Source organism: Scandinavium hiltneri (assembly GCF_024764835.1).
Classification (GTDB): domain Bacteria; phylum Pseudomonadota; class Gammaproteobacteria; order Enterobacterales; family Enterobacteriaceae; genus Scandinavium; species Scandinavium hiltneri.
On the sequence record NZ_JALIGE010000075.1, the window covers coordinates 472,108 to 490,253 of the forward strand.

The following is an 18,146-nucleotide window of genomic DNA, read 5'->3' on the forward strand; positions in this document are numbered from 1 at the left end:
GCCCGATCTATTACGCTAATGGCCTGATTCGCCAAAAAGTTTCAATAATAAGCGGTGTTTGTAGGGTAACAACTTCAGGAGTAATGTTGATAGCATTTGGTGCCTGAGTCATAGCATTTACGCAGGTGGCATCCGATTGTTTATTAAAAATGACCATACTTTTACCGTTTGAAGTCATTTCCAGACTGATTTTACCCGGCCATTTCAGGTGTGCTTTCAGTCCTTTTTCAAAACCAAAACAGTCATCCCATGGGCCAGGACGAGGGGCAATTCGCAGCCCGGTTGGCAATTCATTTTCCCCTGACTCTTCCTGCCAGTCCGCATCAAAATCAACCACCAATGGCTTATCATTATTTTCTGCTAAAACTTTTGCAAACCAAGGATGCCAGCCCGCAGACGCTGGGAATGCTTCTCCTGATGTATCAATTTGCAGGCGTAACAGTACACCTTTATCAGTGACCACAATCTTTTGTGTCACGCTTCCTTCCCACGGCCACGGCTCACTCAGTACCAACTGCATTGTCACCGAATTTTCCGTGCTCTCGATAACTTTCCAGTGGTTATAACACGCCATACCATGCAGAGCGTGTGGCGGCTTGTTAACCGGCAACGCATATTGATCGCCATTAAAATTGAGAGTGCCAAAACCCAGACGCCCAACCCAAGGCACCATCGGAAAACATCCATACTGGAATGCACGCCGCTCGCTATGCCATTTCCGCAGCAGTTCATAACCATAAGCCTTAAGAGATACGATCCTCGCTCCATCGTACGAACAAATACGCACGCTGATTGGCCCTTTTTCCAGACTAACATCCATCTGCCCGGGTCCTGGCCATGGGGTATCAAATGTTTGCCGCAAAGCCTGGTGGTGATAAAAACCTTGGTTATCGTCCATTGTATTGCTCCCTGATATGTCGATATGTGTGATGAATTTTGTTAGGAGCCACCGCTTGTGAGTTACGTGGTTCAGGCTTAATTAGCCAGACGCAGATAAATGACACGACCGAAACGATGAGTAAAAACAGGGCGACATACCATACTTCCCCTTTTCCCAGAGCAAGTAAACTTGATGCGATGAGCGGACTCATACCACCGAGAATGGCAGAAAACTGATAAGCGAAGGAAAGACCGGTATAACGCACCCTGGTGCCAAACATGCGGGTAAAAAGGGTCGGTTGAACGGCAAACATCATGGTTGGCCCGAGGTTGTAGCCAACAATCATGCTGCACCAGATGATTAGGGTGTTCCGGGTATCCAGCAGAAGAAAAAAAGGAAAAGCATAAAGCACACAGAAACCTGCACCCAGCAGGTAAATTTTTCTCTGACCAATCCTATCAGAGATCCATCCCACCAGCGGGCAACATACAATTCCAATAGCGGAAGCAATCAGCATACCGGTGAGCGGAATGTCCCGCGACAAAGCCAACTGGGTTGAAATATAAACAATACCGAACGCATTGATAATATTCGAAGAAACGCTCTCAGCCAGACGGGCACCTAAGGCGAGCAAAATGTTACGTGGGTGTTTACGAAAAAGCTCTATTAGTGGCGGTGGCGCTTTAGATGGTGTAGGCCTAAGTTGCTGCATTTTAAAGTCAGTGGTTTCCTCGGTATGCAAGCGGATAAACATCCCCACGACCAGCATGATGGCCGACAGCCAGAATGGAATGCGCCAGCCCCACGACAGAAACTGTTCCTGAGTCAGCAAAGAGTTGCACAAAGCAAAGACCCCTGTTGCTAACATAATGCCTACCGAGGCCGCTGTTTGCGGCAGCGCCCCCAAAAATCCCCGCTTCGACTCAGGTGCTGATTCAATAGTCATTAGCGCAGCACCGCCATACTCTCCCCCCAGACCAAACCCCTGAATTAAGCGCAACGCCATAAGAGTGATCGGAGCCCAGATACCTATATCCTGGTAAGTAGGAATAAAACCAATCAGGAAAGTTGAAGTACCGACAATGCCTAACGTCCAGATTAAGGTAATCTTGCGACCCACTTTGTCGCCAAAGTGCCCAAATACAATTCCCCCTAGCGGGCGTGTTAAAAAACCCACACCAAAGGTCGCAAATGCCGCGATCAATCCAATGAATGGATCACTATCCGGGAAAAATAACGGTGCGAAAACCAGTCCTGCGGCAGTACCAAAAATAAAAAAGTCATACCATTCAAGTAACGCGCCCGCAAAACTACCAATTACGACTCTTCGCATCGCTTTACCTGTCAGACCTGGCTCTGGCTTTGTTAAGCTTTCAGACATTTTATTTCCTCTCCAGTTGGTGAGAAAAATGTGAAATTTCTATTCACAGTAGTTAGAGGTAAGTATTGCGCCGGAAGTCCGGCGCTTAGAGTTATTTTTGTTCCAGCTCACTTAATACATCAGCATCTTCCACATCGACATTTGCCCCCAATGGTTCCCACTTAATCAGCAGGCAGGTAACAAACCCAATGAATGGTACGGCGGCGAGCCAATAAAACGCATCGGTTTTGAGACTCCCCCACAGCATTGGCCAGATAATCAAACCGGCAATGGCCCCGGTGCGCATAATGGCACGAGCAAAGCCCACACCTGTCGGACGAATGCTTGGTGGATAAGAGAGCGTTGCGATAGTCATCCCCAGCCCGCCAGGCCCCGCTGAGTGGAAAAAAATTATCGAACCTAACAACCCCAGTGAGAGCCATGGGCTCGCCGTCGCCAGCGCACCCAGCGCTAACAGCGCCAGTGTTACGACCACAAAACCATACATTGACTGCCTACGAGTCCCGAGACGCTGCAAAGCAAGTGAACCAATTAACCCGCCGGTTATGCCACATAACGCATTAACCACTGCAGAGCCTGATAGCGCGCCCATTAACCCACCCGATAAAATTCCAGCCAGTGTCAGAGGCAAATAAACGCCAACAGCGTTGTATTGCCAGGCTTGCATGGTGGCGACCACGCAACCGAGTATGGTCCTCCTGCGGTAGCGTTTATTAAACAAGATCCCATAGCCACCTTGTATTTTGTGCTCGTTGATTGCCTGATGTTCAGCAGGAACAGCCTTACCGACACTTGCCTGCACACCGTAACGGTGCCGCAAGATTGTACATGCCTCATCATAACGCCCGACACGTGCCGCCCACATTGCGGATTCACCGATGAAGAAATAACGCAGGATCATAATGATGATGGCAAAGACTGCGCCCGCAAAAATCCCGTAGCGCCACAAATCAGCTTCAGCAACGTTGGACATCAAGAACAACATCACAACGAGATAGACTACCGTCGTGGAGACATACCACGCCATTTGCCATAAATTGACTGAAGAACCCGTTTTTTTCGATGATGATCCCCTGAGTTCAGCTACCGCATTCGTGGCAAGGGGAAAGTCGATCCCAAGACCGAATCCCATCACAACACGACAGACCAGCACCCACCAGATATTGGGGGCGATAGCGACAGCAGCAGCGCCGATAGTACATAACGCCATGCCTATCAAAAATGCGCGGCGCTGGCCAAAGCGGTTGATCACCCGGTTTGCCAACAGACCACCGATTAACGCGGCAATCAGTACCGAGGCATTTACGGTTGCCGCAAGGCCCGGAGAAATACCGAACTGTACCGCAATATATTTATTACCGAACCCGACCATTGCCGCCTGATAGGCATCAATCAAAATGCCCCCCAGTGCAATAAAAATGACTCCTACGCTTGTATTAATAGCAGAGTTTTTATTAATAATATCAATTACATCTTGTGGTCTGCTGATCGTGTAAGGCGCAGGACTGGTGATTTGTGACATCACATGATCCTTTTCTTAGTTGTAGATCAACGCAACATAATTGTTGCGTTGGCAGAAGTAGAACAATTATTCGTCAGTAAATTGCAGCATGACCTTAATCGAGTCGTTTTGCTGCGCACGTTCAAAAGCAGAAGCAGCTTCGCTAACCGGATACAGATCCGTGACCAGCTCGCTGGTTTCGAATAGACCATCTGCCAGCCATTTGATCACCACATCAAAATCTTCGGGTATATACATGCCGGAATTGAGCAGGTCGCGCTCAAAGCGTTGCATACCTGGCAGTGGAATTTCTCGAGGCCCACTCGGCACTCCCATACAAACCACCGTGCCACCAGCATATACGCGAGTGCACGCTTCATTAAGGGTGGACTGTGCCGCAACAACATCAATCGCGCCAGTAAAACGCATGGCGGCATCAAGCTCATCCGGGGCATATACTTCAGAGGCTCCTAATTTCAATGCCAGCGCGCGTTTCGCAGGATCAGGCTCGATGACCGTAATTTTCCCGGCGCCCATAATGCGCAGTGCCTGTACGATTGAAAGCCCAATCGTACCTGCTCCTATCACCAGTACTGTTTCCCGCGAATTTTCTGGCATACGGTTAACACAATGGCGCGCACAGGCAGCAGGCTCTGCAAATGCCAGCACCTTTAGCGGTAAAGAGGCAGGGGCAGCATGGCAATTACGGGCCGGAACGATATGTTGGGAGCGCGCAAACCCCGGCGCACGAAAACCTGCAACTTGTGGCGGCTCACACAGGTTAAAGCGCCCGGCCTTACAGGCACGGCACTCCATACAAGCCATGATCGGGTCGACGACAACATGATCTCCGGGCTTCACATTGGTTACGTCGCTTCCTACTTCTGTGACTCTGGCTGCAATTTCGTGGCCTGGAACCACAGGCGGTTTAGCAAAAGGGTGCCCTCCTTTGAGGACATGTAAATCTGAACCGCAAATCCCATAGAAGACTGGGGTGATGCGGACTTCGTGCGGCTTAAGCTCTTTATGCGGCAGTTCCAGGTATTCGGTTGTCACTTTGCCTATATCTGAAAATAAAACCTGGGTTATCTTATCCATTACCGTTCTCCATACACATTTGAACAAATAAGAATTAACGCTGGGACATCCCTTCATCAACAATTTCGGCCAGTCGTTTCAGACGCGGCACAGACACATCTCGGAGCATAGTGAGTGGGTCTGTCGCACCAATAACTGATGCCCATACCGCGCGCCCGGCGAGGAAACCAGATGCCCCGCCTTTCATCGCAATGCGTACTGCACGACCAAAAATGTCGGTATCAACACCGGAAGAAAGAATGACCCACGGCATCGCCATTTGATCGTTAAGTTTCTGGCAAGCTGCCAACAGTGTTTTTTCATCCCCTTTACCACCGGCTGGCATTTCAGCTTTGTATAAATCAGCGCCAGTGCTACCCAACTCTGCCGCTGCCGCAACAATGGCAGCCTCACGATCAAAACCCCAGCCGCTACGGGGTGGACGAACAACCGGTTCAATGATGCTGACAAGACCTGCACTACGGCAACGTGCTACAAATTCATCCACCATTTGTAAACGCGTCTCTGCGGCTTCATCCTCTCTCCACAGCACCAACAGTTTCATGGCTTTGGCTCCCATTTCACGGGCGGTAAATGGATCAACTGTCTTATCGATTTCAACACTATCAACGGGAATGCCATTGCCAGGGAGGAAATGGTCTGCTGCGATAATCAATCCACAAGAATCAGCTACCACACGTTGTTCAACGATTTGGTCAAAGCAATACTGTTTATCAGCCAGCACCGCAGAAGCATACGGAGACAAAATACGTGTCGCAGCCACTTTGAAATCGGTCAGCATGCTGTCGGCAACGGGCTTTGTCTGGCCGGAGGCGATAAACATCAGGCGCATTGCTTCGCGTTGATCGACGGCTAACATGGCAAATCCGCCATCCGGTCGGGAAATATCTTTAAGGCTAAACGGGGGTTTCTGGGAAGACATAAGAACTCCTGATAATAAGCAAAATTAATGTTTATTTACGCGGCCAGACATTTCGCGAATCTCAGATAACAGCGCACTCCAGTCCTGTCGTCCTCGTCCGGCTTCAGTTGCCGCCTGATAATAGGTTTCGGCAACCTTACCCATACCAAGTGGAGCACCTGTCTGTCGTGCAACATCGATAGCGATCCGCAGGTCTTTCAGTGCCAAATCAACCATAAAGGCCGGTGATAGATCGTCTTTCAGGACTTTGCCCGGCCAAGTGGTGGTGAAATGACCTTTGCCCGCAGCCGTGCCTGTCATCACCTTAATTGCCACGTTTAAATCCAGACCCAACGACTCGCATAGTACCGCCGCCTCGGCCGAGAGGGCATTTAAAGCGATGCTCATATAGTTATTGATAAGTTTGACGCGGATCCCCATCCCAGGACCGCCAGCTTCGACAATTTCCGAACCCATACATAAAAGTATGTTGCGAGCACGTTCGGCCTGATCGGGAGAACCCCCTGCCAGAATAAGAAGCGTGCCATCTTGCGCATTAACAGATGTTCTACCGACTGGTGCATCCATCATGGCAAAGCCCTTTTCTTTCATCTCTGCAATAAGGGCATCGGTCTGTAAGGGATGAATAGTAGACATATCGATAATCAGTGCTTCAGGAGATAGGGTTTCACATACCCCCTGTTCACCCATCAGCACCTGCCTGACGATATCGCCATTTGGCAGCATCGTGATTACCACCTCTGCATCCTGTGCAGCATCCGCTGGCGTCAACGCTGCAACAGCACCTGCGCTGACCAATTGGCTTACTGCCTGCGGGTTAAGATCAAAAACCTTCAGACTATGTCCTTTTTTGACCAGGTTATTGGCCATCGGGAATCCCATTTGACCGAGCCCGAGAAAAGCGATAGTTGTCATTTATTATCTCCTGCACTGAGTGACCAAAAACAAACACACCAAACAGCTATTTTTGTCTGTTTTTGAGCATATTTGTAATTTATGGTTAAAAACCAGATGTGCATCACTAATTTGATCATTTATGTCATTAAAATAAACAAACGATGACAACTACCACATGGAATAGACAGATATGACCAAAATTGCTTGTGTCGGGATTGCCGTTCAGGATCGAATTTATACAGTTAACGCCCTGCCAAATGGCGGAGGGAAATATCAGGCGCATCAGTACTTAGAAGCAGGAGGTGGGCCTGCCGCAACTGCCGCTGTCGCGATAGCACGGTTAGGTGTGGAAGTCGATTTCATTGGTCGCGTGGGTGACGATAGTTGTGGAGACACATTGATTACCGAGCTAAACGGTTATGGTGTTAATACGCATTATTGCCGTCAGTACCCACAAGCGCGGTCATCACAATCAGCTATTCTGGTGGATGAACAGGGTGAGCGCATCATCATTAACTATCCTAGCCCTGATTTACCAATGGATGCTCGATGGATTGAAAAGATAGATTTTTCTGTCTATGACATGGTGCTGGGTGATGTCCGCTGGCATGATGGAACACAACGTGCATTCACTTTGGCACATCGGGCGGGTGTTGCGACTTTGCTGGATGCCGACGTCACGCCGCAAAATATTGCTCCATTAGTTGCACTGGCTGACCATGCTGTCTTTTCCACTCCAGGATTAAGCTGCATGACCGGAATTTCTGATGTGCATGAGGGATTAAAAAAGGCGGTCAGCTTTACGGAAGGTCACGTCTATGTCACGCAGGGAGAGGAAGGTACGTTGTGGATAGATAATGAGCGTTTGTGTCATCTTCCGGCTTTTTCTGTCAATGTCATTGATACTACTGGTGCGGGTGATGTATTCCACGGTGCTCTGGCGGCCGCACTTGCGGAAAATAAATTTATCGATGAATCAATTCGTTTCGCAACGGCGGTCGCTGCAATGAAGTGTACTCAACCGGGGGGGCGCTCAGGGATCCCTAATCGTGAGCAAACCGCAACATTTTTGTCACTTTACGCGTAAAATAGTGCGCACTGATAGGGAATCAAACAGGAGTGTTCATGAGTATCACTGAACTGACCGGTAATCCACGGCACGATCAACTCGTTCACTATATTGCTGAACGTGGCTATATGAATATTGAAGATCTGGCACAACTACTGGATGTTTCCACCCAAACCGTGCGACGCGATATTCGTAAACTTAGCGAACAGGGTTTGATTACCCGCCATCATGGCGGTGCGGGTCGCGTTTCCAGCGTGATGAACACCTCCTTTGAGCAGCGAGAATTATCACTCACTCAGGAAAAGCAGGCGATGGCAGAAGCGATTGCCGATTATATTCCAGAGCGATGTACTGTGTTTATCACCATTGGTACGACAGTTGAAGCTATCGCCCGTTCTTTGCTGGGACGACGAGATCTAAGAATTATTACTAACAGCCTGCGCGTTGCTCAAATTCTCTACAAAAATCAGGATATTGAAGTGATGGTACCAGGAGGAACCCTGCGCTCACATAATGGCGGAATTATCGGCCCAAGTGCCGTGAATTTTGTTGAAGGTTTCCGAGCGGATTACTTAATTACCAGTGTTGGAGCCATCGAAACTGACGGCACTTTACTGGAGTTTGATGTTAATGAGGCCACTATTGCTAAAACAATGATGGCGCACTCAAGGCACACACTGCTAGTAGCTGACCATACAAAATTTCACGCCTCTGCGGCAGTTGCTATTGGAAATGCCCGAACAGCAAAAACCTTCTTCACGGATGTAAAACCGCCTGCGGCTTTCAGTCAGTTACTGGAGCAGGAAAAAGTGGAATTGATCGTTGCAGAACAAGAAGAGTATTAAGGACGCGGTAACCCCGAATAAATGGTGACCCTGACCCCCGAATATGATCCAGTCATAATCAGGAATAACCGGCTTCATGTTGGTTGTTTATTCTGGCAACCGGCAGACTTCTCAGCAAATTCTGACGGGGTCATCCAGCCCGGTGCAGAATGGGGACGCCTCTGGTTATAGTGTATGCGCCAGGCCTCGATTTTGCACCATGCATCCTCCAGAGACATGAACCAGTTCTCGTTCAGACATTCCTGCCGTAACCTGCCGTTGAAGGACTCCACCGTCGCATTGTCCGTCGCTGTTCCCGGACGCGAGAAGTCAATTCTGATGCCTCTTTCATACACCCATCTGTCCAGCATTTTTCCTGCAAATTCAGAACCATTATCGGTTTTCAGCAACTGCGGTAAGGGCCGCCTGAACGCTATGCTGTTCAGCATTTCTGCCACTTCTGTTGAACGCAGATTCTGCCCCACGCAGATCCCCAGACATTCGCGCGTGTACAGGTCGATGACCGTCTGGCAAGAAATAATTATGGAAAAGATATGTGGAATGATGCTGTTGCAATTCATCCGGTGATCTTGACCCGCCATCTCCGGACAGCTTTTGTATCTTAAGTTAACGATGCACGCTGCCGCCGGTATTCCCTCGGGGAGTGATATCCCAGCGCGCTGTGCGGGTGGTTTTCATTGTAATGCGTGAACGCTGCAGCAAGGTTTCGCAGTGCTGTTCTCACATCCGGTTTTGGCATGAACGCGATATAGTCTTCTTTCATCGTTTTCACGAACCGTTCGGCCATGCCATTACTCTGCGGGCTGCTCACCGCTGTTGTGCAGGGCTCCAGATTCAGCTCTCTCGCGAACCTCCGCGTTTCATACGCGGTATACGCTGAACCGTTATCCGTCAGCCACTGCACCGCTGTGTCGGGTAACCTGTCGCCGAAGCGCTTTTCCACCGACCTCAGCATCACATCCTGCACGGTCGAACTGTCATAGCCTCCCGTGTTTGCTGCCCAGTCTATGGCCTCACGGTCGCAGCAGTCCAGCGCGAACGTTACCCGCAGTTTTTCGCCGTTGTCGCAGCCGAACTCGAAGCCATCTGAACACCAGCGCATATCGCTTTCTGCCACCGCGATTTTTCCCTTATGTTCACGCTTCGGTCGCTCTGGTTTGTCATGCAACAACAACAGGTTATGCTCGCTCATTATCCTGTAAAGCCGTTTGGCGTTCACAGGTGGCTGTTCCTCTGTGCGACGTTGCTTGCGCAGGATGCCCCACACCCGTAGATAACCATAACTCTGCATATCGCGGATAATGTTGAGGATAGCCGACAGTATTTCTGCGTCTGCTTCGTCATTACGCCGGTTACAGCGCATGTCCTGCCAGTCGGCAGAACGGTTAATCCGCAGTGACAACTGCGCACGCGACACGCCCATGGTGCGGCTGACCAGGGCTATTCCCCGTCCTTTGGCAACAAGGGCGCGTGCGCTATCCATTTTCGCGACTGACCGTACTCCACAGCTTCTTTCAGGATCTCAACTTCCATCGTCTTCTTGCCCAGAAGGCGCTGAAGCTCCCGGACCTGCTTCAGAGCAGCCGTAAGCTCAGAAGCAGGAACGACTTCCTCTCCGGCCGCAACGGCGGTGAGGCTGCCTTCCTGATATTGCTTCTTCCACTTAAACAGCAGGCTGGGCTGGATACCATGCAGGCGGGCGACATGGGAGACATTCATGCCCGGCTCCATCGTCTGCTGGATAATGGCTATCTTCTCCTGAGGAGTTTTACGTTTACGAACTTCTTGCCCTAACAGGATCCCGGTCATCTCAAAATTGGCGTTAGTGTTAGACATATATTCAAGCCTATCTCTTATCTGGAGATACAGATACTGTCTGGAGTTTCAGGGGGCCACATCATTCAGAGGAAAAATTATCAATTAATTGCCCGCATGAGCGCTATGCTGTTCAGCATTTCTGCCACTTCTGTTGAACGCAGATTCCCAAACATTCGCGCGTGTACAGGTCGATAACCGTCTGGCAAGAAATAACTATGGAATAGATATGTGGAATGATGCTGTTGCAATTCATCCGGTAATCGGGTGGAGGCTGCAAGCCGAAGGTGGCACTGCCAAATGATAGTTTTTGTTCACGACTAAATAGTAATAGTTAGTTTTCTTTCGGTTCATATGATGTGGATTAATATTATTGGGGTGAATGAGTGTGCGAGCATGAGACCTCCTGTTGCATAAGAACAATTGATGACCTTGTTCTGACAGGTAACGCGCCCGTTTCACCCAGAAATAAGTATGAGCTGAATACCCCTGTCGATGATCTATGCGTAGAGCATATTTTTTCATTAAATCCTCAAAAAATACATCCAGAAGATCATGCAAATAAGGGCTTGCAGACTTAAATTCTGGTGTAAACCATGTAACAGGACAAATACTTAACCCCTCAACAAAACAGAGAAAGTAGAATACCAGTTGTTTTCGATTCGTATCTAAAACTGTCACCTCAAAACAATCTTCATTATCATATTGAGGATATAGAGTGTCCGTTGTTCTAATAAATACAAAATATGGGGGCGCGTTATGTTCGATATCATATAATGGTTTTTCTTTGTAAACGTCATATGCATTCTGATTCTGATAGAATGTTGAGTACGAAGTATATTTCTTCAGATATTTATGTTCATGTATTATCCGGGATGTCAGACCTTTCCGTTCTTTATTGCTGTATAGCATGGATATCATAAAATCAGTCATTCGGTATCCTGAGCAAAGGGGGCGGCGCCCCCAGATGCAACCATGAGAAAATAACAGCTTCTCCCAGGGCGATACTGACGGTAGTAACCATCCAGTGAATGAATATCACCCTGGACCCCGCAGTAAACCTGGCATTGATCTGACAATGTAACCCGGGCCTCTTGTTTATTCATGTCAATGATCTCTACTTTTGCTTTACACTGGTCAGCAGTATAGTTGTATTCATGAATATCATTCCCTTCATCCGACTTTTTGACGGAATGACTGTAGTCAGACTTGTCCATGTCAACATTACATGTGCCATACATTGCGGCATTAACATCATTCGGGTCTGTGGTGCCATTTAGCGTTATCTCTAAATTGTTCCAGTGGCCCTTCGTGGATATGACAGCGTTATCAGTCACCTTTTTCTGATTCAGGTCTGCGATGCGATGAAGCTCTGTCGCAGAGGATGTGGATGATAGAAAGAGTAATATAACTATCGCATTTTTCATCTTTAAACCTCTTATAATTTGTTTGACGGTGATATCTATGATGGTTTAATGAACACCGTCATAGGTATCAAAAAGGAAACAGATATAATGCAAATGCATCCAGAATCAAGTAAAAAATAACAAATAATATTGCCATTATTCGCCAGGCCTTCTTACCTGTCGTGTTCTTAATACAAGGTATTATGAAAAAACTCAAGGCTAGTATAGAATATTGTAAAATCCTACTTACATGATGTTCATTGATAATAGGGTCAAGAATCTCAAGAGCCAGCACGGGTAAAAACCAGTACAGCCAAAATGTTTTCGTAAGTCCAAAGCCACCATTTCTTAACTTATTCTGGAATGGATCACTGCTTTCGTGTTCTTTTGAACCATTATTCTGCAAATTGTTTTTCAGTGACATAGTTTTCTCCTGCACTCAGTTAATCGTGACATAAATTTGTGACTTATCATCCGTATACTGCGTGTCATAGGTTATGTCCTTTTGATATTCACGATCAGCGTCATCTTTCATTGACACACTGGCAGCACAATGAGAGATATCAACCTCTTTATCAACACCTATGGTGCGGATAGCCTGCACATTAACCTCAGTGAGTTTTATTAGCCCTTTCTGCAGGTACTCGCGTGTTAATATTTTTTTTACAACGCCAATTGAATCCTCACCGCTGCATTTTGGTGCTTTATCACCACATCCCGCCAAAAGAAATACAGGTAGTACATAAAGTAATTTTTTCATGGCTCATTTAACCCTGTTTATCAAAGTTTGATATATAAGACGATCCCAATATTGGATGTCTGTGTATGGTGTGGCATAAACACAAGCGATATCTGATGCTGAATATTTATGCCACCTGCCGATGCCCGTAATAGCGGCTGATAATAGCGCCCCTGTTGCACATCTGGTTTTCTGTGACACTAAAAAATAAGCGACACGCCAGCAGGCACTCATGGCGCTGTTGTTGTAACCTGCAATCTGGCCAGTCTGATGCTTAACGTTTAACTACCAGGATAGCGAGCTGCATGCCCAGCAGACTCTTCATATGTCGGTGTTTTGCTCACTGTTCTTTCCTTCCAATCCTCCACATGATTCACTTAAAAGATACTTAAAGATTGAATGGGAAGTGTCAGTTTAATTCCTTTTGTTCGGCATTCTGCGTTAACAAATACCTCACTTCCGGATGAGCCAGGTATGTTAACAACACTCACTTGTTTACGGTTAAGGCTGACTCATCTCTGTTATTTATCGCGATCACCGGGCAACAATTTGCTCAACGTTTTGCCCGTATACCGGCTTGGCCATAACTGTTCCGGGGACATTTCCAGCGCCTGTGCTATCAGGCTTTCTGCCTTGGGATAGTGACGTTCAAAGGCATTGTTTAATGTCCTGGAGGCTAACCCATGATCACGAGATAACTGCGCCAGACTCATTCCCCGTTTACGTAGCGCAGCCACGATATCAGCACGATGCCAGTCCTTCAGGGTTCCCATAGTTTGTTTTTTTTGCGATGCTATTCGGTTATTCACGGTATTAACTCCATGGACTTAGTACTTAAACATTAAAAGGGAATAAAAGGAACTTTTCAATATTTCCTTTGTGTTTTTTTGTGACCATTTAACCAACGCATTGATATTCCGTGTGATTTTATGGGAAGAAATATGACCGAACGTACATTGCAGGCCGCTACCAAAGTAGACTTTACAGATCCCTCGCAATGGTTGACTGCTCAGGCATTTACTGGAATGAAGGGGATGCCTTCAACGGCGCGGGGTGCCCGTATACGGCTGGAGAAGCTGGCTGAAATACATCCTGAGATCAAAAGGAAGAGAACCGGTCATAAAGGTTTCGAGTATCATATCAGTGCGGCGGGGATGACGTTGAAGAGTGAACGTGGGGGACTGCAGACTGTGTCCTCCATTGAAAATGAGCAACTGAATCTCTGGATACAGCTTTTCAAGACAATGAAACCTGCCTCGCGTGAAAAAATGCTGAAAATAGTACTGGAGCAGGTTTCTGTCGATTTATCAGATGATACGAAATAAATAAAATATCCCTCACTAGTCTGCTAAAAATACGGTTTTATAAAATACAGTGCAAATAGTTTCTTTGTGAAATTATTTGCATTACTCATTATTTATTGATAGTGTTTATTACGCTGGCTGGTTGAGTTTATATATATGCCAGCATATCAATGCTATTAATATTCTTTATGTGCATGTCCAAATTAAAATCATGTGAATAAATAATTATTGATAGCGCTATGTGAAATTACCTGGAAAGTGTAGCGTGAATACTAAAATGATTATTCATCAATCCAATATTAATGTACCCATTAGTTCTGCGTTAATCAATATATTGTATGAAGAGATGACTTTATCAGGTGTTATTGATTCAATGAAGACAGACGTGACACTTAATTTTCGTGATCAACAATACTCCGCTGAAAATGGTGGATTCCATCCGGTTGAAATCAGACTGGTACGTCGAAATAATGAATGGCATTTTGATTATCTGACTGACTTTAGCTATATGGGGCGAGTGTATCCAGAACTGGAAAAAGAGTTCGATGTATCATGGTCAATGGGTTACATATGGTATTATGTCATGGGGGACATCGATGCAGAGGAAGGTGGTGAATTATTTGAGCTTTGGCAAAGGAATTTCATTCAGTACTGGAAGGTGGGGATATACACGGTAACTGTATCATAGTGATACAGCAGATCTCGACCGTTTAAACAAGAAATAATGCGCGCGGAATTACTATTATCATGACGTCATGAGTTTCAATGATGTGACTCAATTATGGAACGAAAAATTTTTAATGCATCACAACAAGGTGATCTGGATAATCTGTGTGGTTTTTATAGTGTTGTGAATATGATGCACTGGCTATATGGTAACCGTATAAAGCGAAAACCTCTTTTTAAAACACTGGTGCAATATTATGACCAGCACTGGCCTGTTATTGAATGCTTAACCAGTGGCATGAACTCATCACAAATGGACATATTACTAAAGTGCCTGAAAAAAGCCCGGTACAGCAAATATCCCATTACCATTAGTCAGCCATTCAGGATGCAGCGTACGCAGCAGACGGAACAAATACTTAAAGATTGCCAGGCCTTTCTCACAAGCCATGAGGACGGGGCAATACTGATTAGTGACCAGTATCACTGGTCCGTCATCACACATATTGATAATGAGTATCTCCATTTTTACGACAGCTGGGATTACACCAGAATAAAGCGGACGCGCTATTCATTGCGACGCAGAGAAGGTTCTTACCATCTTTATCCGGAAGCCATCTATTTCATTGAGCGTAGTGAGGATATCCAGTGAATGCTGAAGAGCGCGCAATCATTGCCCAGGCGAGGCACATTCTGACCCGACATGTCAGGCAAGGGGTTAAGCTGAAATCACCACAGGATGTCCGTGATTATTTCCTGTTCCAGCTGAGCCAGAACGACAGGGAGGTGTTTGGCATCCTCATGCTGGACACACAGTACAGGGTGCTGGCTTATGAGGAACTGTTCCAGGGGACGCTTAATCAAACCATGGTTTATCCCCGTGAAATAGTGAAGGCGGTTATTCGCTATCATGCGGCGGCCGTCATCCTGGTTCATAACCATCCCAGTGCAGACCCCAGCCCAAGCCAGGCGGACAAAGATGTCACTGTGAAAATCAGGGAGGCACTGGCGTTAATTGATGTCAGCGTACTTGACCATTTTATCGTGGCGGGTGATCAGACGGTTTCTATGGCAGAGCTCGGACTGGTTTGAAAGTAACTTTATTTAATAGTAAGCGTCCAGCGAGTGCCGTCTGGTCATAATCTGATTCATCCGACAAAGTGGTGTCCACCAAATAAGTAGTGGGAACCAAAGTGTCAGATATGCAGAAAAATGTGACTCCCGGCAGGCGTAAAGGCTGCCCTAATTATCCTCCCGAATATAAGCAGCAGCTCGTGGCGGCTTCCTGTGCGCCCGGCGTGTCGATATCAAAACTGGCGCTCGAAAATGGCATCAACGCCAATCTGTTATTCAAATGGCGCCAACAATGGCGCGAGGGAAAGCTGCTATTACCTTCCTCAGAGGATCCTCAGCTACTTCCTGTGACTCTCGATGCCACCGCCGTACAGCCAGAACCGCTCGCAGAGGCTCCTGAGGCCCTCAGTATCAGCTGTGAGGTAACATTGCGGCACGGGACGCTTCGCCTCAACGGCACTGTCAGCGAAAAACTCCTGACTCTGCTGATACAGGAACTGAAGCGATGATCCCGTTACCTTCCGGGACCAAGATCTGGCTGGTTGCCGGTATCACCGACATGCGCAACGGCTTCAACGGGCTGGCTGCAAAAGTGCAGACGGCGCTGAAAGATGATCCGATGTCCGGCCACGTCTTCATCTTCCGGGGCCGCAGTGGCAACCAGGTCAAACTGCTGTGGTCTACCGGAGACGGGCTGTGCCTGCTGACCAAACGGCTGGAGCGCGGTCGCTTCGCCTGGCCGTCAGCCCGCGACGGCAAAGTCTTCCTCACCCCGGCGCAGCTGGCAATGTTGCTGGAGGGCATCGACTGGCGACAGCCGAAGCGGTTGCTGACCTCCCTGACCATGCTGTAGGCCTCTTTATCCTGGTTGTCGCTGAATAAGCCTGGTAAAATGCGGGCTTATGAACGACACCTCTTCTGACGATATCCTTCTGCTGAAACAGCGCCTTGCCGGACAGGAAGCGCTGAACCGTGTCCTGCTGGAAAAGCTGGCCGACCGGGAGCGCGAAATAGACTATCTGCAGGCGCAGCTGGATAAGCTCCGCCGGATGAACTTCGGCAGCAGCTCTGAAAAAGTCTCTCGCCGTATCGCGCAGATGGAGGCCGACCTGAACCGGCTGCAGGAAGAAAGCGATGCACTGACCGGTCGGGTGGATGACCCGGCAGTGCAGCGCCCCCTGCGGCAGACCCGCGCCCGTAAACCGTTCCCCGAATCACTCCCACGCGATGAACAACGCCTGCTGCCGGCAGAGGCATGCTGCCCGGACTGCGGCGGTGCGCTGAGCTATCTGGGCGAAGATACCGCCGAACAGCTGGAGCTGATGCGCAGCGCCTTCCGGGTTATCCGGACCGTGCGGGAAAAACATGCCTGCACAAAATGCGACGCCATCGTGCAGGCTCCCGCGCCTTCACGCCCCATCGAGCGGGGTATCGCCGGGCCGGGGCTGCTGGCTCGTGTGCTGACCTCAAAGTATGCAGAGCATACCCCGCTGTACCGCCAGTCAGAAATATACAGCCGCCAGGGTGTGGAACTGAGCCGTTCACTGCTGTCGGGCTGGGTGGATGCATGCAGCCGGCTGTTGTCACCGCTGGAGGAGGCGCTTCAGGGCTATGTCCTGACCGACGGAAAACTCCATGCCGATGATAGTGTGACACGAAGGACGGAACCGGGAAGGCTCCGCCCATGCTGTGTCTGAGATGGAAGATGGCCTTCCGTATTCGCCTTACAGGAGGAGGATACAAACCACCTCAGACTGTTGTGGTAAAGAGCCACAGCAGGAAGCGCTGGGGAAAAGGCGGCAAGAAGCCGTCAGGTAGGAGCAGAGAAGATGAACGCGAGTGAACCACTGGACAAGTGTCGTTACGTGTAAGCGTTGTCAAAACCGGGTTCTTGTCGTTACCCCGGGATAAGGATGGTGGAAACCTGTTTACTGACCATCCGGCAACCGGCATTGAGGTGGCATGATCTCTGCTCAGGCTCAGATACGGAACGTGTGAACCTGACACGCCGATGCTAAGGGAGAAACTGCGGCAGAACACCGCGCAGAAAGAGTACCGATGCGGCGTACAGGGACGGAGTTCCCCGTAGTAGTGATGAAAGCGCTGTAATGGTGCTGGAGCGAAGGGGGAACGTTATTCAGCTTTGTTTAAAGCAACAACTGCTGACAGGATGATTAATTTGAACAAAGCAAAACCTTATCTGATCGATAAAACCATTATCTGGAGAGCCTGGCTGGCGGTCAAAGCCAACAAAGGATCAGCTGGTGTGGATGGAATGACAATTGAAGCGTTTGAGCATAATCTGGCCCGGAATCTTTACAAGATCTGGAATCGGTTAAGCTCTGGCTGTTATATGCCGCCGCCGGTGAAGCGGGTGGACATTCCTAAGTCAGACGGGAAAACTCGTCCATTGGGGATCCCCACTGTCAGCGATCGTGTAGCACAGATGGCCGTCAAGATGATGCTGGAACCACAGTGGGACCTGTTGTTCAGCGATTCTTCATTTGGCTATCGACCGGGAAAATCGGCGCATGATGCCGTTGCACAGG

At 48.4% G+C, this 18,146-nt stretch carries 20 protein-coding genes and 3 pseudogenes; 10 read left to right on the top strand and 13 right to left on the bottom strand.

Features of this window, described 5'->3' with window-relative positions:
• Nucleotides 1-10: 10 nt before the first annotated feature.
• The 6 genes from MUU47_RS17240 to yihU form a co-directional block, all read right to left on the bottom strand.
• Entirely contained in the window at nucleotides 11-898 is an 888-nt protein-coding gene (locus MUU47_RS17240) for an aldose epimerase family protein (protein ID WP_258989364.1), read from the bottom strand.
• Nucleotides 888-2,261: an MFS transporter gene (locus tag MUU47_RS17245; RefSeq protein ID WP_258989365.1), complete on the bottom strand. Its 1,374-nt coding sequence runs from the start codon at nucleotides 2,259-2,261 to the stop codon at nucleotides 888-890. Before MUU47_RS17245 ends, MUU47_RS17240 begins: the two co-directional genes overlap by 11 nt.
• A gap of 91 nt (nucleotides 2,262-2,352) precedes the next feature.
• On the bottom strand, nucleotides 2,353-3,783 hold the full coding sequence (locus tag MUU47_RS17250) for an MFS transporter (protein ID WP_258989366.1): 1,431 nt from the start codon (nucleotides 3,781-3,783) through the stop codon (nucleotides 2,353-2,355).
• A gap of 66 nt (nucleotides 3,784-3,849) precedes the next feature.
• A complete protein-coding gene (locus MUU47_RS17255; RefSeq protein WP_258989367.1) occupies nucleotides 3,850-4,860 on the bottom strand; it encodes a zinc-dependent alcohol dehydrogenase in 1,011 nt (336 codons plus the stop codon).
• A 34-nt stretch (nucleotides 4,861-4,894) separates the two neighbouring features.
• The gene (locus MUU47_RS17260) at nucleotides 4,895-5,782 is read right to left on the bottom strand and encodes an aldolase (protein WP_258989368.1); all 888 of its coding nucleotides are present in this window, start codon (nucleotides 5,780-5,782) and stop codon (nucleotides 4,895-4,897) included.
• A gap of 24 nt (nucleotides 5,783-5,806) precedes the next feature.
• Complete coding sequence (gene yihU / locus MUU47_RS17265) at nucleotides 5,807-6,697, bottom strand: sulfolactaldehyde 3-reductase (RefSeq protein ID WP_258989369.1); 891 nt, start codon at nucleotides 6,695-6,697, stop codon at nucleotides 5,807-5,809.
• A 172-nt stretch (nucleotides 6,698-6,869) separates the two neighbouring features.
• Between yihU and MUU47_RS17270 the strand changes: the two genes are divergently transcribed.
• Together MUU47_RS17270 and MUU47_RS17275 are read left to right on the top strand one after the other, a co-directional pair.
• Complete coding sequence (locus MUU47_RS17270) at nucleotides 6,870-7,766, top strand: PfkB family carbohydrate kinase (protein ID WP_258989370.1); 897 nt, start codon at nucleotides 6,870-6,872, stop codon at nucleotides 7,764-7,766.
• 38 nt (nucleotides 7,767-7,804) lie between these two features.
• Nucleotides 7,805-8,593 carry a DeoR/GlpR family DNA-binding transcription regulator gene (locus MUU47_RS17275; protein ID WP_258989372.1) on the top strand — a complete coding sequence of 263 codons (789 nt, stop codon included), beginning with the start codon at nucleotides 7,805-7,807 and terminating at the stop codon, nucleotides 8,591-8,593.
• 74 nt (nucleotides 8,594-8,667) lie between these two features.
• Here the strand turns inward: MUU47_RS17275 and MUU47_RS17280 are convergent.
• The 7 genes and pseudogenes from MUU47_RS17280 to MUU47_RS17310 form a co-directional block, all read right to left on the bottom strand.
• Nucleotides 8,668-9,099, bottom strand: a pseudogene (locus MUU47_RS17280) (integrase core domain-containing protein); the annotation flags it as partial.
• Between the two features lie 95 nt (nucleotides 9,100-9,194).
• Nucleotides 9,195-10,402 (bottom strand): IS3 family transposase gene (locus MUU47_RS17285; protein WP_258989400.1). Its coding sequence is split into 2 segments (ribosomal slippage): nucleotides 9,195-10,081 and nucleotides 10,081-10,402, totalling 1,209 coding nucleotides; the frame shifts between segments, so codons are not numbered across the junction.
• 258 nt (nucleotides 10,403-10,660) lie between these two features.
• Nucleotides 10,661-11,341: a hypothetical protein gene (locus MUU47_RS17290; RefSeq protein ID WP_258989373.1), complete on the bottom strand. Its 681-nt coding sequence runs from the start codon at nucleotides 11,339-11,341 to the stop codon at nucleotides 10,661-10,663.
• A complete protein-coding gene (locus MUU47_RS17295) occupies nucleotides 11,338-11,835 on the bottom strand; it encodes a hypothetical protein (RefSeq protein ID WP_258989374.1) in 498 nt (165 codons plus the stop codon). Before MUU47_RS17295 ends, MUU47_RS17290 begins: the two co-directional genes overlap by 4 nt.
• 67 nt (nucleotides 11,836-11,902) lie before the next feature.
• Entirely contained in the window at nucleotides 11,903-12,238 is a 336-nt protein-coding gene (locus MUU47_RS17300; protein ID WP_258989376.1) for a hypothetical protein, read from the bottom strand.
• A gap of 15 nt (nucleotides 12,239-12,253) precedes the next feature.
• Complete coding sequence (locus tag MUU47_RS17305; RefSeq protein WP_258989377.1) at nucleotides 12,254-12,574, bottom strand: hypothetical protein; 321 nt, start codon at nucleotides 12,572-12,574, stop codon at nucleotides 12,254-12,256.
• Nucleotides 12,575-13,074: 500 nt separating this feature from the next.
• The gene (locus MUU47_RS17310; protein ID WP_258989378.1) at nucleotides 13,075-13,362 is read right to left on the bottom strand and encodes a helix-turn-helix domain-containing protein; all 288 of its coding nucleotides are present in this window, start codon (nucleotides 13,360-13,362) and stop codon (nucleotides 13,075-13,077) included.
• A gap of 132 nt (nucleotides 13,363-13,494) precedes the next feature.
• Here MUU47_RS17310 and MUU47_RS17315 point away from each other — a divergent pair, with 132 nt between their 5' ends.
• The 8 genes and pseudogenes from MUU47_RS17315 to MUU47_RS17350 all read left to right on the top strand — a co-directional run.
• Entirely contained in the window at nucleotides 13,495-13,878 is a 384-nt protein-coding gene (locus MUU47_RS17315; protein ID WP_258989380.1) for a hypothetical protein, read from the top strand.
• A 256-nt stretch (nucleotides 13,879-14,134) separates the two neighbouring features.
• Nucleotides 14,135-14,545 carry a DUF2787 family protein gene (locus MUU47_RS17320; protein WP_374684759.1) on the top strand — a complete coding sequence of 137 codons (411 nt, stop codon included), beginning with the start codon at nucleotides 14,135-14,137 and terminating at the stop codon, nucleotides 14,543-14,545.
• A 93-nt stretch (nucleotides 14,546-14,638) separates the two neighbouring features.
• On the top strand, nucleotides 14,639-15,175 hold the full coding sequence (locus MUU47_RS17325; RefSeq protein ID WP_258989381.1) for a hypothetical protein: 537 nt from the start codon (nucleotides 14,639-14,641) through the stop codon (nucleotides 15,173-15,175).
• The gene (gene radC, locus MUU47_RS17330) at nucleotides 15,172-15,615 is read left to right on the top strand and encodes a RadC family protein (RefSeq protein ID WP_258989382.1); all 444 of its coding nucleotides are present in this window, start codon (nucleotides 15,172-15,174) and stop codon (nucleotides 15,613-15,615) included. Before MUU47_RS17325 ends, radC begins: the two co-directional genes overlap by 4 nt.
• A gap of 110 nt (nucleotides 15,616-15,725) precedes the next feature.
• Nucleotides 15,726-16,106, top strand: a complete 381-nt coding sequence (gene tnpA, locus MUU47_RS17335; RefSeq protein ID WP_258989383.1) for an IS66-like element accessory protein TnpA — start codon at nucleotides 15,726-15,728, stop codon at nucleotides 16,104-16,106.
• The gene (gene tnpB, locus MUU47_RS17340; protein WP_258989384.1) at nucleotides 16,103-16,450 is read left to right on the top strand and encodes an IS66 family insertion sequence element accessory protein TnpB; all 348 of its coding nucleotides are present in this window, start codon (nucleotides 16,103-16,105) and stop codon (nucleotides 16,448-16,450) included. The genes tnpA and tnpB overlap by 4 nt, the downstream gene beginning before the upstream one ends.
• Nucleotides 16,451-16,499: 49 nt before the next feature.
• A pseudogene (locus MUU47_RS17345) lies at nucleotides 16,500-17,270 on the top strand (IS66 family transposase); the annotation flags it as partial.
• A 497-nt stretch (nucleotides 17,271-17,767) separates the two neighbouring features.
• Nucleotides 17,768-18,146: pseudogene (locus tag MUU47_RS17350) on the top strand (group II intron reverse transcriptase/maturase); the annotation flags it as partial.

Excerpts from the sequence above, each read along its gene's own strand:
- MUU47_RS17240 (WP_258989364.1), bottom strand. The coding sequence starts at position 898 with ATGGACGATAACCAAGGTTTTTATCACCACCAGGCTTTGCGGCAAACA.
- MUU47_RS17245 (WP_258989365.1), bottom strand. The coding sequence starts at position 2,261 with ATGTCTGAAAGCTTAACAAAGCCAGAGCCAGGTCTGACAGGTAAAGCG.
- MUU47_RS17250 (WP_258989366.1), bottom strand. The coding sequence starts at position 3,783 with ATGTCACAAATCACCAGTCCTGCGCCTTACACGATCAGCAGACCACAA.
- MUU47_RS17255 (WP_258989367.1), bottom strand. The coding sequence starts at position 4,860 with ATGGATAAGATAACCCAGGTTTTATTTTCAGATATAGGCAAAGTGACA.
- MUU47_RS17260 (WP_258989368.1), bottom strand. The coding sequence starts at position 5,782 with ATGTCTTCCCAGAAACCCCCGTTTAGCCTTAAAGATATTTCCCGACCG.
- yihU (WP_258989369.1), bottom strand. The coding sequence starts at position 6,697 with ATGACAACTATCGCTTTTCTCGGGCTCGGTCAAATGGGATTCCCGATG.
- MUU47_RS17270 (WP_258989370.1), top strand. The coding sequence starts at position 6,870 with ATGACCAAAATTGCTTGTGTCGGGATTGCCGTTCAGGATCGAATTTAT.
- MUU47_RS17275 (WP_258989372.1), top strand. The coding sequence starts at position 7,805 with ATGAGTATCACTGAACTGACCGGTAATCCACGGCACGATCAACTCGTT.
- MUU47_RS17290 (WP_258989373.1), bottom strand. The coding sequence starts at position 11,341 with ATGACTGATTTTATGATATCCATGCTATACAGCAATAAAGAACGGAAA.
- MUU47_RS17295 (WP_258989374.1), bottom strand. The coding sequence starts at position 11,835 with ATGAAAAATGCGATAGTTATATTACTCTTTCTATCATCCACATCCTCT.
- MUU47_RS17300 (WP_258989376.1), bottom strand. The coding sequence starts at position 12,238 with ATGTCACTGAAAAACAATTTGCAGAATAATGGTTCAAAAGAACACGAA.
- MUU47_RS17305 (WP_258989377.1), bottom strand. The coding sequence starts at position 12,574 with ATGAAAAAATTACTTTATGTACTACCTGTATTTCTTTTGGCGGGATGT.
- MUU47_RS17315 (WP_258989380.1), top strand. The coding sequence starts at position 13,495 with ATGACCGAACGTACATTGCAGGCCGCTACCAAAGTAGACTTTACAGAT.
- MUU47_RS17320 (WP_374684759.1), top strand. The coding sequence starts at position 14,135 with ATGATTATTCATCAATCCAATATTAATGTACCCATTAGTTCTGCGTTA.
- MUU47_RS17325 (WP_258989381.1), top strand. The coding sequence starts at position 14,639 with ATGGAACGAAAAATTTTTAATGCATCACAACAAGGTGATCTGGATAAT.
- tnpA (WP_258989383.1), top strand. The coding sequence starts at position 15,726 with ATGCAGAAAAATGTGACTCCCGGCAGGCGTAAAGGCTGCCCTAATTAT.
- tnpB (WP_258989384.1), top strand. The coding sequence starts at position 16,103 with ATGATCCCGTTACCTTCCGGGACCAAGATCTGGCTGGTTGCCGGTATC.